This window comes from Nocardioides daejeonensis (assembly GCF_003194585.1).
Taxonomy (GTDB): Bacteria; Actinomycetota; Actinomycetes; order Propionibacteriales; family Nocardioidaceae; genus Nocardioides; species Nocardioides daejeonensis.
Window position 1 is genome coordinate 515,779 of sequence record NZ_QHKZ01000002.1, and the last position, 14,013, is coordinate 529,791.

The following is a 14,013-nucleotide window of genomic DNA, read 5'->3' on the forward strand; positions in this document are numbered from 1 at the left end:
GTCAGGTTCCGCAACCAGCCCGATGCTCAGACCGTCTCCCATCGGAAGAGCTTGGCGGCCAGCAGACAGACCGCGATCGTGAAGGCCAGCAGGATCCCGATCGCCGGCAGCGCCGCCAGCGGGCCCTCGCCGCGCACCATGACGTCGAGCATGCCCTCGTTGAGGTGATAGAGCGGGAGCGCCTTGGCCAGCGTCTGCAGCCACTGCGGCGTGATGTCGAGCGGGAAGAAGGAGCCGGAGAGGAAGGCCATGGGCAGCACCAGGAAGTTGGCCATGTTCACCGCCCCTTCGGTCGTCTTCGCCACGGCCCCGGCCAGCAGACCCACCGCCATGAAGCAGAGCGTTCCCGCAATCACCACCGGGATCGTCATCCACCAGGAGCCGGTGAGCTGGAGTCCGAAGGCCACGGTGCCGAGCAGCAGGAAGACAGCGGCCTGCGCCAGCGCGATGGCGACCGTCACGAAGACTCGCGCGGCGACGATGGTGCGGGTCCGCACGGGCGAGAGCTGCAGGCGACGCATCAGCTTGCTCTGCCGCCAACCCTGCAAGGTGGCGGCAGCCCCGAAGGCGGCGCTCATCGCCACCGCCCAGCCGAGCAGACCGGGCGTGACGAACTGGATGGTCGAGAGCGAGTCGTCCTCGACCTGACGAGGGACGAACTCCCAGGTGGGCGGCTTGCCGGACGCCGCGACGTTCGCGCCGTCGACGAACGCCCGCAGGGTTCCGGCCGTCCGCGCGGCGGCCGTCTGATCGGTCGCCGTGTAGTGGGCGACCAGCTTGTTGCCGTCCATCTCGACGGCCCCGTCCACGTCACCCTTGCGGACCTGCGCCAGGGCATCCTCGCGGTCGTCGGTGTGCGAGACCTTGAAGGTGTCGTCGAATGCCTCCTTGGCGTCACCGCTCAACTGGTCCAGCAGCGGCACGTCGCCGATCAGCACGATCTCCGAGCGCGGTGCGTCGTTCGAGGCCAGCAGGCCACCGAAGAGGCCGAGGAACATCAGCGGGAAGATCAACGCGAAGAAGAGCGCCGCCTTGTCGCGGAGGAAGCCCTTCGCCATCGCCACCGAGAGCGCCCGGAAGCCGGGGCCCTGACTCTGTCGGGACGGCTGCCGCCCACTCGCTGCGGCGCTCCCCTCGCCTGGTGCCTCGGCGCGACTCTGCGGCGTCTCCTCGCTCATGCGCGGTACTCCCGTCCGGTCAGCTCCAGGAACACGTCCTCGAGCGTGGCGCCGTGCACCTGGAGACCCTCCAGTGCCTGCCGCTCCGCCAGCCAGGGCAGAAGCGTGGACGGCCTCTGCGTGGTGAGCACCAGGCTGCTCTCGTCCGTCTCGACGGCGTCCACCCCCGGCGCCGTGCCGGCCACCTCCGGCTCGAGCAGGTGCCGGGCGACCGCCACCCGTACGGGCGCGTCGAGACCGCGCACCAGCGCGGCGGGCGAGTCGAGCTTCAGCAGCCGACCGTGGTCCATGATCCCGACCCGGTCGCAGAGCACCTCGGCCTCGTCCATGTAGTGGGTGGTCAGCACCACGGTGCGCCCCGAGTCGGTGAGCCCGGAGAGCAGCTCCCACAGGTTGCGTCGCGCCTGCGGGTCCAGGGCCGCCGTCGGCTCGTCGAGGAAGACCACGTCGGGGTCGTGCACCAGCGCACAAGCGATCGAGAGCCGCTGCGCCTGGCCACCCGAGAGCTGCTCGGTCCGCGTCTCGGCCTTCTCCCCCAGGCCGACCCGCTCCAGCCAGTCGTCGGCGGCCGCCGACGAGGCGGCGTAGAGGGCTGCGAAGGTGTGGATCTGCTCGCGAGCCGTCAAGCGCTCGAAGAACGCCGACGCTTGGAGTTGCACACCCATCCTGGGGAGCAGCGCGGGGTTCCGCGGCCACGGTGACTCCCCGAGCACACGCACCGTGCCGGCGACCGGCCTGCGCAGCCCCTCGATCATCTCGAGCGTGGTCGTCTTGCCGGCGCCGTTGGGCCCGAGGATCCCGAAGAACTCCCCCTCAGCGACCTCGAAGCTGACGTCGTCGACAGCCCGGAGGTCGCCGTACTCCATGCATAGACCCTCGACCTCGATCGCTCCCATGTCCCAGCACGTTAGTGGGTCGCGACAACCGATCGGCGCAGTCACTCCCGCGTGGTGCGCATCCTTCGCCGGCCCGTTGCCGGCCCGTCACCCGCCCGACACCAGCGAGCGCACGAGCCGCAGCCCGACCGACATCCGCGCCAGGTCGGCGTCCTCCTCGGCGCAGATCTCGGCGACCGTGCGCACGACCCGGTCCACCACCTGCTGGTTGCCCTTGCGCCAGGCCGCCACCCGCTCCTGCGCCGCCGCCCCGGGGTCCGTCTCCGCGAGTACGTCGGCGGTGAGCCTCGCCTGGGCGCCCAGCAGGTCGTCGCGCAGGGCGCCCCGCGCGAGGCTCTGCCATTTGTCACGCCGCGGCAGGTGCTCGACGCGATGCCTGAGCGCCTCGAGGCCCAACGCGCTCTCCAGGGCGAGGTGCACCCGCGCGACCTCCTCGGCGGCCACCTCGGTGCGCAGGCTGGTCTCCACCACCGGCATCAGCGAGACGCCCATCTCCAGCAGCGGCATCAGCTCGGAGAACTCCTCGGCTCCGCGCTTCTCCCACCACGCACACTCCTCGCGGTAGCTCTCCTGCCCCGGCTCGGGGAGCAGCGTCGGCAGGGCCTCCAGCAGCGCCTGGATCGGCGCCGCGAAGCGATCCACCGCAGCCGCGGTGTCCAGCGGCAGCCGCAGGTTGTTGAGCAGCCAGCGCGCGACGCGCTCCACCTGCGTACGCATCCCGATCCGCAGCATGGTCTGAGTCGCAGCCGCCATCTGGTTGTCCCGCGCGTCGACCTGAGCCCGGAACGCGTCGGCTCCCAGGATCTCGCGGGCCGCGAAGCTCGCTCTCACCAGATCAGCGATCCCCGCCCCGGTCTCGGCCGCGAGCCGTGGCCAGTAGGTGATGCCGGCGCCGTTGACGAGATCGTTGACCACCTGGGTGACCACGATCTCGCGGTGCAGCGGGTGCTGCCGGATCGGACCCTCGAAGCGCTCCCGCATGGCGGGCGGGAAGTAGCCGGCCAGCCCAGCGCTCAGGTACGGGTCGTCGGGAACGTCCGTCTCGATCAGCTCGTCGGCGAGCACGATCTTGGTCCAGGCCAGCAGCACGCAGAGCTCCGGCGTCCAGAGACCCTGGCCTCGGTCGATCCGGCGCTTGACCTCTCGCGAGTCAGGCAGCGCCTCGAGCTCGCGGTGGAGCACACCTCGACGCTCGAGTGCCTTCATCCAGTCCTCGTGCACGTGCAACAGCTCGGGGGCGTGCTGAGCGGCGTTGGCCAGCGCCAGGTTCTGCTCGTAGTTGTCTCCCAGCACCAGAGCCGCAACGTCGTCGGTCATCTCCGCCAGCAGCTCGTTACGCTGCTTGCCGGTCAGGTCTCCGGCGGCAACCACGCCGTCCAGCAGGATCTTGATGTTGACCTCATGGTCGGAGGTGTCCACGCCGGCCGAGTTGTCGATGAAGTCGGTGTTGAGCCGGCCTCCGGCGGCGGCGTACTCGATCCGGCCGCGCTGGGTCATGCCGAGGTTGCCTCCCTCCCCGACGCACCGAACCCGCAGGTCGGCGCCGTTCACCCGGATCGGGTCGTTGGCCTTGTCGCCGGCCTCCGCCTGGGACTCGGTCGAGCCCTTCACGTAGGTACCGATCCCGCCGTTCCAGAGCAGGTCGACCGGCGCGGTGAGCACGGCCCGCATCAGCTCGTGCGGGGTCATCGAGACCACGCCGTCGTCGATCCCGAGCGACTCGCGCATCTGCGGTGTCAGCGGGATCGACTTCGCGGACCGGGAGAAGACTCCGCCACCCTCCGAGATCAGCGTGCGGTCGTAGTCCTGCCAGGAGGAGCGGGGCAGGTCGAAGAGCCGGCGGCGCTCGGCGTACGAGGTGGCGGCATCGGGGGTCGGGTCGAGGAAGATGTCGCGATGGTCGAACGCGGCCACGAGGCGGGTGTGCTCGGAGCACAGCATCCCGTTGCCGAAGACATCGCCGGACATGTCGCCGATGCCCACACAGGTGAAGTCCTCGCGCTGGCAGTCCACGCCCATCTCACGGAAGTGACGGCGTACCGAGACCCAGGCACCGCGCGCGGTGATGCCCATCCCCTTGTGGTCGTAGCCGACCGAACCGCCGGAGGCGAAGGCGTCGCCGAGCCAGAAGCCGTAGTCGGCGGCGACCGAGTTGGCGATGTCGGAGAAGGATGCGGTGCCCTTGTCCGCGGCCACCACCAGATACGCGTCGTCCCCGTCGTGGCGTACGACGTCGCGGGGCGGCACGGTCGCTCCGTCGACCAGGTTGTCGGTGACGTCGAGGAGGCCGGAGATGAAGGTTCGGTAGCAGGCCACACCCTCGGCCAGCCACGCCTCGCGGTCGCTGGGGTCGGGGAGCATCTTCGCCACGAAGCCGCCCTTGGCGCCGACCGGGACGATCACCGTGTTCTTCACCATCTGCGCCTTGACCAGCCCCAGCACCTCGGTACGGAAGTCGTCACGCCGGTCCGACCAGCGCAGCCCGCCGCGGGCGACCGCGCCGAAGCGGAGATGCACACCCTCCACCCGCGGAGAGCAGACGAAGATCTCGTACGTCGGCCGGGGCTCCGGGAGGTCCGGGATCGCGGCGGGGTCGAGCTTGAGCACCAGGTAGGGCTTGGGAACGCCGTCGGTGCCGGGCTGGAAGTGGTTGGTGCGCAGCGTCGCCCTGATCACCGCCCGGTAGGAGCGCAGGATCCGGTCGTGGTCGAGCGAGACCACCGCGTCCAGTCCTTCGCGCAGCCGCTCCTCCAGCGCCTCCACCCGCGCCGCCCGATCCGCGTCGTCGGCTGCGGCCCCAGGCGCGAACCGTGCCTCGAAGAGCTCGCTCAGGGCGCGGGTCAGCTCCACGTTCGCCAGCAACGCCTCCTCGACGTAGTCCTGGGCGAAGGGGCTCCCGCCCTGGCGTAGGTACTTGGCGACCGCCCGGAGCACGCTGACCTGTCGCCAGGTGAGTCCTGCAGCCAGCACCAGCGCGTTGAACCCGTCGATCTCCCCCAGTCCCGCCCAGATCGCCCGGACGGCGTCTTGGAAGAGCTCCTTCGCGTTGCCGGGAAGCCGTTCCCCGTAACGCAGCCCGAACTCGTAGAGGTGGGTGGGCCGCGTCAGCCCGACCAGCTCGTAGGGTCGCTCGTCGACGACCTCGACCCCCATCGAGGTCAGCATCGGCAGCACCTGGCTGAGCGAGAGGGGCGTGCCGATGCGGTAGAACTTGAGCCGAGCCTCGCCCAGCGCTCCGTCGACGACCTCGTGCAGCGCGAGGTCGATCCCGTCCTCGCCCTCGATGGCCTCGAGCCGACCGAGGTCGGCCGACCCCGCTCGCGGGGTGAAGTCCTCCTTGTAGGCCTCGGGGAACGAGTCCCCGTAGAGCCGACTCAGCCGGGCGCCGCGCTGCTCGCCGAACTCGGCACGTACGGCGCTCGCGAAGTCGTCGTCCCACGAGCGGGCGGCCTCGACCAGCCGGCGTTCCAGGTCACCGAGGTCGACCTCCTCGACGAGCGCGCCGCGCGGCGGGCGCACCACGAAGTGCACCTGGGCGAGGTGGGACTCGCTGACCCGCACCGTGAACTCCACCGACTCGCCGCCCAGGCGCTGCTTGAGGATCGCGGCAAGGCGCTGTCGGACCGTGGTGTTGTAGCGGTCCCGGGGCAGGTAGACGAGGCAGGAGAAGAAGCGGCCGTAGACGTCGCGGCGTACGAAGAGCCGCAGCTGGCGCCGCTCGCGGATGTAGAGCACGGACTCCGCGATCTCGGCCAGCTCGGCGACCGGAGTCTGGAAGAGCTCGTCGCGCGGATAGTTCTCCAAGGTGTCCATCAACGCCTTGCCGGCATGGCTGCCCGGCTCGAGGCCGATCCGCCGCATCACCTCGGTCGCCTTCTCGCGCAGCAGCGGGATCCGGGTCAGCGACTCGGTGTAGGCCGAGGAGGAGAAGAGGCCCAGGAACCGATGCTCGCCGACGACCTCGCCGCTCCCGTCGAAGACCTTGACGCCGATGTAGTCCAGGTAGGCGTTGCGATGCACGGTCGCACGCGAGTTCGCCTTGGCCAGCACCAACAGCTCGCGGTCGCGGGCCCGCTCCTGCACGGGCACCGGCAGCCTGCCGAAGGCGCCGGAGAGGTCGGGGTCCGAGCGCAGGATGCCGAGCCCGGTGCCCGGCACCGCACGCAGTCGCAGCGCTCCGGGCTCGTCCGGATCGTCCTCCAGCCGGTAGTCGCGGCTGCCCAGGAAGGTGAAGTGGTCGTCGGCGAGCCAGCGCAGCAGCTCGCTCCCCTGCTCGATCTCGTGCTCGGGCACCGGTGGCGGCGCGCTGCTGAAGCCGTCGACGACGGAGAGCACACGCTCACGCATCCGATCCCAGTCCTCCACCGCGTCGCGGACGTCGCGCAGCACCTCTCGCAGGCCGTCCTCGATCGCCCGCACCTCGTCGGCTTCGTCGACGCGGTCGATCTCGATGTGCATCCACGACTCGCGGATCGCCTGCGCATCGCTGGTCTCGGCGGTGCGCTCGTCGGCGACCCGGACCCCCTGAAGGCTGCCGGTGATGTCGCGGACCACCTCGAACTGCGGATGCACGATCTGGTGCACGTCGTGCTTCTGCCGGCCCAGTTCCATCGACACGGAGTCGACGAGGAACGGCATGTCGTCGGTGACCACCTGCACCACGGTGTGTCCGTCTGCCGACCAGCCGCTCTCCGCCTCGGTCGGCGTCAGCACCCGGACCACGGTCCGCCCCTGCGGACGCTGCTCGGCGAGCCGATAGTGGGCGGCGAGCGCGCCGTACAGGTCGATCGGGCTGCGGAGCACGACGTCCTCGGGCGGCACATGCCGGTAGTACGCCGTGAGGAGGGCTCGCACCGCCTCCTCCGAGGGGCCGCCCGACTTCCGTCGGGCGAGCGCCACCTCGGTGGCACGTGCGATCAGGTCTGCCTTGGTCTCGTCCACGGAGTTGGGCACAACCCGAGGTTATGGCCGCGGGTTGTGCCGGACAACACCCCGACGGTTACGACAAGATGTCGCCATGCACTTCACACACTCCGCGCGGTACGACGCCCCTGTCGCTGACGTCCTCGCCATGCTCACCGATCCGGCGTTCCGGGAGAAGGCCGCCCGCGCGCAGGGCGTCACCTCGGTGCAGGTCACCAGCGCCGACGGCGCCGTCAAGATCGACCAGGAGCAGCCCAACACCGACATCCCGGCGTTCGCCCGTGCCTTCGCCGGTGAGACCACGCGCTCGGTCATCACCGAGACCTGGACCGGCGAGACCGCGACGTTCGGTGTGGAGACGCCCGGGAAGCCGGCCGCGATCAACGGCACCCGCCGACTGGTTGCCGACGGTGCTGGCACCCTCGACACCTTCGAGTGCGAGGCGAAGGCGAAGCTGCCGCTCATCGGCGGCAAGATCGAGAAGCTGATCGCCGGCAAGTTCGCGGACGGCCTGGAGACCGAGCACGGCGTGGGTACGGCCTGGTTGGCGGGCGACCGATGAGCCGGGTGACCCACGACCTCGTCTACGACGGCGCCACCGTCGATCAGGTCGTCGCCATGCTGATGACGCCCGCCTTCCGCGAGGCCGTCTGCGACGCGCAGACCCACATGCTCGGCCGCGAGGTGACCATCGACGGCAACCGCGTCACGGTCGACCAGCGCCAGGACGCCGACAACATCCCCAGCTTCGCCAAGAAGTTCGTAGGCGCGGAGCTGCGGATCGTGCAGGCCGAGGAGTGGACCACGCCCACGCACGGAGACATCCACGTCACGATCCCCGGCAAGCCGGGTGACATCCGCGGCACCGCCGACGTGCGGCAGGACGGCGACCGAGTCGTGGAGACCGTGGTCTTGGACGTGGAGGTCAAGATCCCGCTGGTGGGCGGCAAGATCGCCGGGCTCATCGGCGACAAGCTCAAGCGCACCCTCGAGGTCGAGGAGCGCACGGGCCGCACGTGGCTGGCGGAGCGCCGCTGATGCGCTTCGCCAAGGAGATTCGCTTCCCGGCACCCGTTGCCGACGTGCACGCCATGCTGGTCTCGAAGGAGTTCCGGGAGCGTGTGGCGGCCCAGGCCGGCGCCAGCCGGTGGACGGTCACCGTCGAGCAGACACCGGAGGGCATCCTCTCGGTGGTCGACAGCGCCGCGCCCACCGCCGAGCTTCCCGGGTTCGTCCGCAAGGTGATCGGCAGCGAGATGCCGATCCATCAGGAGGAGCTCTACGTCTCGGAGACCGAGGGCCGGCTCACCGTAGCGATGACCGGCAAGCCGGGCAGTCTGCACGGCACGATCCGGCTCGCCGCGGACGGAGCGGAGACGGTGCAGACCGTCGAGGCGGACGTGAAGGTCTCGGTCCCCCTGGTCGGCGGCAAGCTGGAGAAGCTGATCGGCCAGGTGATGGGTAATCTGCTCAAGCTGCAGGGCCGGGTGGGCGCGGAGTGGCTCGCGGGCCGCTGACCGCGTCGCGTCCCGCCTCTGTGTCGGCCCGCTCGGCGTCGGCCCGCTCGGCCTCCTCCGCAGCCAGGTCCTGACGTCGACGGATCGCGATCACCACGCCCAGGATCACGAACGGGCCGAAGGCGATCACGGCGACGATGCCCTGCTCGTAGGCATGGAGGGCACCCATGTGCAGGGGGATCAGAGCGGACGTCATAGCCTCCCCAGTCTCCCACGCATCCCCTGGGCACCGGCCCGGCCCCTCAGTACGTGCCCGGACACGTTGTGCTCAGCGGAGACCGGCGATCTCCTGGGTGGCGAACCAGGCCAGGTCGGGAGCGTCGTCGGAGGCGACGGCCTCGGCGGTCACGTCGTCGGTGTCGACGTGCGCGCTTGCCACGTTGCGCCACACCAGGTCGTGGCGCAGCGCCACCGCGGCCGGATGCTCGCCCTCCTCCTCGACCGACTCGACATCGGCCGCCAGTACGTAGCGGCGCGGCCGGTCCTGCGGACGGCGCCGCTCCCAGGAGGCGTCGGCGGCCGCCAGCAGCGCGGCGTACTCGAGGTCGTCGTCGTCACCGTCGGGCCAGGCCTCGCGCAGCGCGGCGGTCAGCGCGTATGCCGGCCGGGGCGCCGGAAGTCGTTGCTCGTCGACCAGCACCACCAGCTCGGCCTCGGTGAGCGGCACGTAGACACGCCGGCTCATGAGGTGGTCCTCCGGTGAGATTCCTCGGTCCTCTTCTTGCGCCCGCGGGGGGCTCGCTGCCTGGCGCCGGTGGAGTTGTCCACCAGCTCTTCCAGGGCCTCGGTGATGCACTGCCCGAGCACCGTCAGGTCGGGCAGCGCGTCCCGGTCCCCGGTGATCCCGTAGTGCACGCCGCCGTCGTACGACGTCACCCCGATCGCGAGCGTCTGCCCCGGCAGCAGCGGCTGCACGGGGTAGGTCTCCAGCATCGGTGCCCCGGCGGCGTACAGGGGGAACTGCGGCCCGGGCACGTTGGTGATGGTGAGGTGGAAGCTGCGTGGCGCGGCGGCAGCGACCCGGGAGCCGAGTGCATGGAAGGTCGTCGGGGCGAAGCCGGCGATGCCGGCCAGACGGTTTGCGGCCACGCCTCGGCCGGTCTCCGCGTGGGCCTTGAAGGCGTAGGAGACCTGATGGAGGCGGACCAGCGGGCTTGCCTCACCGATGGGCAGCGTGACCAGGTGCGGCGTGACCTGCGTGCCGAGCGAGGTGGCCTCGAGATCGTCGTCGATCACCGACATCGGCACCATCGCCCGCAGGCCGCGCATCGCCGTCGACGACGTGCCTCGTGCCAGCAGCCAGTTGCGCAGCGCGCCGGTGACCGTGGCGAGCACCACGTCGTTGACGGAGGTGTCGTGGGCCTGCCGCACCGTCCGGTAGTCCTGGAAGTCGGTGCGCACCGTCACCAGGCGGCGCTGCTCGGAGACCTCGCCCGAGATCGGCGACTCGGGCGCGGGCCGCCTGCCCGCCAGCGCGTTGGCGACCGCCCCCACCCGCTGCCGCGCCTGCTCGGCGGTGTGGGCAACCCGGGTGACCATGCCACGGCCGGTCGCCAGCAGCGTGACCGGGCGACGCACCGACTCCACCACCGCCCCCGCTGCGAGGCCGAGCGGCGACGGTGGCCGGGTCGGGGACCAGTCGTCGCGACCGAGGTCCTTGGGGTCGGGACCGGTGTCGAGCAGCACCTGCCCGAGGTCCACCGTCTCCACACCGTCCACGAGGATCTGGTGCGACTTGGAGAGCACCGCCACGCGGCCGCCCTCCAGTCCCTCGATGAAGTACATCTCCCACAGCGGCCGGTTGCCATCCAGACGCCGGGAGACGATGCGGCCCACCAGGTCGCGCAACTGCTCCCGGGTGCCGGGCTGCGGCAGGGCGGAGCGGCGTACGTGGAAGGAGAGGTCGAAGCGCGGGTCGTCGATCCAGACCGGGTTGGCGAGATGGCCAGGAACCGGCCGCAACACCTGGCGGTAGCGCGGCACGAAGGCGATCCTCTTGTCCACCAGATCCACGAGTGCGCGGTAGTCGAAGCCGGACTCACCCGGATCGAACACCTCGAGCGTGGCGTTGTGCATCGGTGTCGACGCCGACTCCTCGGCCAGCAGGGCCAGATCGGCGGCTCTCAGTCGTTGCGCCATCGGCAAACCTAGCTTCCTTTCCCCCGAGGCCGGCGCATTACCGGCCCCATGGGATTCTTGCAGAGTTGACGACCACTGGACCTCAGGTCCACACCCTGTGCTGATGAGGTGCACCACCCCGATGAGGTTCACGGCCCACGGCGTCGGCGGAGCCGCCGACCTGCCGATCCCTGTCGAGTACGCCGTCGCTGGCGGCTGCGCGGCGCTCGCCATCTCCTTCTCCGTGCTCGCCCTCGCCTGGCGCACCCCCCGCTACGCGAGCGACCAGGGAAGCGCGGCACCGAACGCACTCACGCGCATCGTCGACAGCCACTGGTTCCTCGGGACGCTGCGTGCCCTGGGGTTCGCCTTCTTCCTCTTCGTCACCTCCGCTGCGGTGCTGGGCGGCGACTCGCTGCTGAACCCGGTCTTCGGAGTCTTCTTCGCCTGGCTGTGGGTCGGCATCGTCCCCGCCTCGCTGCTCTTCGGCCCCTTCTACCGGGCCGTCAGCCCGGCCCGGACCCTGAGCTGGCTGCTGGCCCGGGTGACGGGCGCCGACCCCGAGCGCGGCATCAGGACGTACCCGGCCCGACTGGGGCTGTGGCCCGCCGCCCTGGGTCTCTTCGGCTTCGTGTGGTTCGAGCTCGTCTATCCGTTCAGCAACGAGCTCGGCCCGGTGCGACTCTGGTTCGCGCTGTACCTGGGCGCGATGCTCATCGGCAGCGCCGTCTTCGGCAGCGACTTCCTGGCGAAGGCCGACCCCTTCGAGGTGCTCTCGACCCTGGTCGGGCGGCTCTCTCCCTGGTATCGCGACGATGCCGGCCAGCTTCGGATGCGCGCGCCGCTGGCGAACCTGTCGACCACACCCCCGCAGCCAGGACTGGTGGCGGTCTGCTCCGTGTTGCTCGGCTCGACGGCGTTCGACTCCTTCCAGGGCTCCACTCCGTGGACCCGGTTCCTGCTCGACTCCACGGCCTCCGAGAACCTGCTGAACCTCCTGGGGCTGCTCGGGCTGATCCTGCTCGTGGCGCTCCTCTTCGTCACTGCAAGCGTGCTCACCGGCGTCAACCACCCGACCGACCGGTGGCGCCTGCCGACCGCCTACGCGCACTCGCTGGTGCCGATCATCGTCGGCTACTTCGCCGCCCACTACCTGAGCTTCCTCGTGGAGTACGGGCAGACCACGATGCTGCACCTCAACGACCCCTACGTGAACGGCTCGAACCTGTTCGGCCTCGCCGGCCGGACGGAGTGGATGATCCTCAGCAGTCACCCGACCGCGCTGTCGGTGATCAAGGTGCTGGGCGTGGTCGGCGGCCACGTCTTCGGCGTCATCGCCGCGCACGACCGGGCCCTGGAGCTGCTCCCGCGCCGCCACCAGCTCACCGGCCAGCTGTCGATGCTGGTCGTGATGGTGGCCTTCACCGTCGGCGGGCTCTTCCTGCTCTTCGGAGCCTGATCCCCGCACGCGGAGCCCGCGGGATCTCGGGGAGCAGCGCGCACGTCACCGCCTCGAACGCACGTGACAGCTCACCGTCACCGAGTTCCGCGACGCTGCGCCCGGCGACCATCGCGCGATCCAGCGTGCTCCGCGCCTCAGGCACTAGGATCGGCTCCGTCCCGGGTGCCCACGAGGTCACCAGGGCACGGAGCTGCGCCGCATCCCAGCCCAGGGAGCGACGCACCCGATTGACCACCACCGTCGGTACGACGTCGGCACGGAGCTCGCGCAACTCGCCCAGCGCCCGCGCCAGGCGGGTGAGCCCGACCGGGTCCGCGGTGCCGACGACCACCAGCCGGTCGGCGTCGGCCAGCGCCTCACGGGTGAGGTCGTAGCGTCCAGCACGGCCGGTGTAGCCGGCCGCGGCATCGTCCTCGATGGAGGAGCCGAGATCGGCGACGACGGGCCCCTGACGCCGCCCCAGCGCCAGCAGCTCAGGCGCCAGACCCGCCGCCACCTCGGTCCATCGCTCGCCGCGGGGCAGCCCGGTCAGCAGGCGGAATCCGGCGACGCGGCGCTGCAGAGCGACGAAGCTTCCGGCGAGGTCGCCGTCGGAGAGCCGACGGCTGGCGGCAAGCAGACCCGATACGTCGTCGAGCACGCCGAGGTGCTGGGCGACCGTGCCTCCGGCCGGATCGAGATCGAGCAGCAGGGGGTCCGCGCCACGTGCGGCCAGGGCTCCGGCGAGACCGAGAGCGATCGTCGTCCGGCCAGGAGCACCCTGCGGCCCCCACACGGCGACCGCAGGTGCCGCACCGGGAGCGCGCCGGGGTGCCGGCTCGGGCGAGCGAGTGAGCTCCGTGGGAGGACGCAGTGCCTGCAGACGGGCGCCGAGCTCGGTGATCTGGGCGGCAGGCAGGAGCAGGTCGACCCCCGCCAGCCTGCCTCGTTCGGCAAGGTGCTCCGGCCCCTCGGCGGCGAGGACGACGACCACACGCACCCCCACCTGGTGCAGGTGCTCCACTGCCTGGCGGTCCAGGCCGTCTGCGCCGGCCGCGACGACCGCTACCTGGGCCTGGCCGGAGGAGGCGGTCGCCAGCAGGTCGGTCAGGTCGATGCACCGCTTCACCACCACCAGGCCGCTCCCCGGTCGCCCGGACTCGACCGCGGTCGACTCCCACGGCTCGCCTGCGCCGAGGACGAGAAGGCAGGTCGGCGGTTCGAGCACCGGTCTCACCGGCGCCTCGTGATGGAGACGGTCCCGGCGTGCGCCGCGGCCAGCACGTCGCCGACCGTCTCGGCGGCGTCGGCCGGCACCGCCACCACCACCTGCCGGTCGCCGCCCGGCCCGTAGTCGGCCTCCGCCGCCGGAACCGCCACCACAGTGACGTCGTCGAGGGCGAGGCGCGCGCGACCGTCCTCGGGGCGGACCAGCCAGACGTCGACGACCGCACCGGCCCGGACTCCCGGCGGTATCGCAACGGCGGGTGCCCAGAGCGCGACCTCGACCAGGCCCGCCTCCTCGGCTCCCAGGGCGGCGCGCGGGAGCAGCTCGCCACGCGCGACCGGACGGGTCAGCACGCTGTCGGGAGGGAGGTCGTCGCGACGCAGGAGGTAGCCGTCGGCGAGCGCTCCCCCCGCGTCGATCCGGACCGCGCGGAGGTCATCGACGTCCAGCCGGTCCCCCACGACCAGGTCCCGGTCGGCGACCCATGCCTCGACCGTCTGCGGATCGGCCCCGAGCAGCCGAGCGCCGAGCACCACGCTGGCCGCCACCAGCGCGACTCCGATCCAGAGCCGGGGGTCGCGCCAGCCCGGTGGTCGTACCCGCGCAGCACGCGGCACCTGCGATGTCCCGAGATCGACGCTCACCCGGTCATCATCACCTCAGGAACGCCGATCCGTCACGCAGTCATCCACAGCCCCGGTATGCCATCCGG

Annotated in this window: 12 protein-coding genes; 4 read left to right on the forward strand and 8 right to left on the reverse strand. The window is 71.0% G+C overall.

Annotated elements, in window-relative coordinates; all coding sequences use genetic code 11:
• Window positions 1-26 precede the first annotated feature (26 nt).
• The 3 genes from DNK54_RS07190 to DNK54_RS07200 form a co-directional block, all read right to left on the reverse strand.
• Window positions 27-1,178: an ABC transporter permease gene (locus tag DNK54_RS07190; protein WP_110206257.1), complete on the reverse strand. Its 1,152-nt coding sequence runs from the start codon at window positions 1,176-1,178 to the stop codon at window positions 27-29.
• Window positions 1,175-2,074: an ABC transporter ATP-binding protein gene (locus tag DNK54_RS07195; protein WP_110206258.1), complete on the reverse strand. Its 900-nt coding sequence runs from the start codon at window positions 2,072-2,074 to the stop codon at window positions 1,175-1,177. The genes DNK54_RS07190 and DNK54_RS07195 overlap by 4 nt, the downstream gene beginning before the upstream one ends.
• Window positions 2,075-2,161: 87 nt before the next feature.
• On the reverse strand, window positions 2,162-7,027 hold the full coding sequence (locus tag DNK54_RS07200) for an NAD-glutamate dehydrogenase (RefSeq protein ID WP_110206259.1): 4,866 nt from the start codon (window positions 7,025-7,027) through the stop codon (window positions 2,162-2,164).
• Window positions 7,028-7,091: 64 nt separating this feature from the next.
• Between DNK54_RS07200 and DNK54_RS07205 the strand changes: the two genes are divergently transcribed.
• From DNK54_RS07205 to DNK54_RS07215, 3 genes are read left to right on the forward strand one after another with little or no spacing between them, the layout of a single operon-like run.
• Complete coding sequence (locus tag DNK54_RS07205) at window positions 7,092-7,559, forward strand: DUF2505 domain-containing protein (RefSeq protein WP_110206260.1); 468 nt, start codon at window positions 7,092-7,094, stop codon at window positions 7,557-7,559.
• A complete protein-coding gene (locus tag DNK54_RS07210) occupies window positions 7,556-8,035 on the forward strand; it encodes a DUF2505 domain-containing protein (protein WP_110206261.1) in 480 nt (159 codons plus the stop codon). The genes DNK54_RS07205 and DNK54_RS07210 overlap by 4 nt, the downstream gene beginning before the upstream one ends.
• Complete coding sequence (locus DNK54_RS07215) at window positions 8,014-8,514, forward strand: DUF2505 domain-containing protein (RefSeq protein ID WP_110206262.1); 501 nt, start codon at window positions 8,014-8,016, stop codon at window positions 8,512-8,514. The genes DNK54_RS07210 and DNK54_RS07215 overlap by 22 nt, the downstream gene beginning before the upstream one ends.
• Here DNK54_RS07215 and DNK54_RS07220 read toward each other — a convergent pair.
• From DNK54_RS07220 to DNK54_RS07230, 3 genes are all read right to left on the reverse strand, one after another.
• Complete coding sequence (locus DNK54_RS07220; protein ID WP_110206263.1) at window positions 8,468-8,710, reverse strand: hypothetical protein; 243 nt, start codon at window positions 8,708-8,710, stop codon at window positions 8,468-8,470. The two genes, DNK54_RS07215 and DNK54_RS07220, sit on opposite strands and share 47 nt — an antisense overlap.
• A gap of 72 nt (window positions 8,711-8,782) precedes the next feature.
• Window positions 8,783-9,199, reverse strand: coding sequence for a DUF6912 family protein (locus tag DNK54_RS07225; protein WP_110206264.1), 417 nt, complete (start codon window positions 9,197-9,199; stop codon window positions 8,783-8,785).
• Window positions 9,196-10,653 (reverse strand): WS/DGAT/MGAT family O-acyltransferase, encoded by a 1,458-nt coding sequence (locus DNK54_RS07230; RefSeq protein ID WP_110206265.1) that lies wholly within the window; start codon window positions 10,651-10,653, stop codon window positions 9,196-9,198. Before DNK54_RS07230 ends, DNK54_RS07225 begins: the two co-directional genes overlap by 4 nt.
• A gap of 103 nt (window positions 10,654-10,756) precedes the next feature.
• Between DNK54_RS07230 and DNK54_RS07235 the strand changes: the two genes are divergently transcribed.
• Complete coding sequence (locus tag DNK54_RS07235; RefSeq protein ID WP_204164454.1) at window positions 10,757-12,091, forward strand: hypothetical protein; 1,335 nt, start codon at window positions 10,757-10,759, stop codon at window positions 12,089-12,091.
• Here the strand turns inward: DNK54_RS07235 and DNK54_RS07240 are convergent.
• Both DNK54_RS07240 and DNK54_RS07245 read right to left on the reverse strand, forming a co-directional pair.
• Window positions 12,054-13,310: a CpaE/TadZ family protein gene (locus DNK54_RS07240; protein WP_110206267.1), complete on the reverse strand. Its 1,257-nt coding sequence runs from the start codon at window positions 13,308-13,310 to the stop codon at window positions 12,054-12,056. The two genes, DNK54_RS07235 and DNK54_RS07240, sit on opposite strands and share 38 nt — an antisense overlap.
• Window positions 13,307-13,945, reverse strand: a complete 639-nt coding sequence (locus tag DNK54_RS07245) for a CpaB family protein (RefSeq protein WP_110206268.1) — start codon at window positions 13,943-13,945, stop codon at window positions 13,307-13,309. Before DNK54_RS07245 ends, DNK54_RS07240 begins: the two co-directional genes overlap by 4 nt.
• Window positions 13,946-14,013 lie beyond the last annotated feature (68 nt).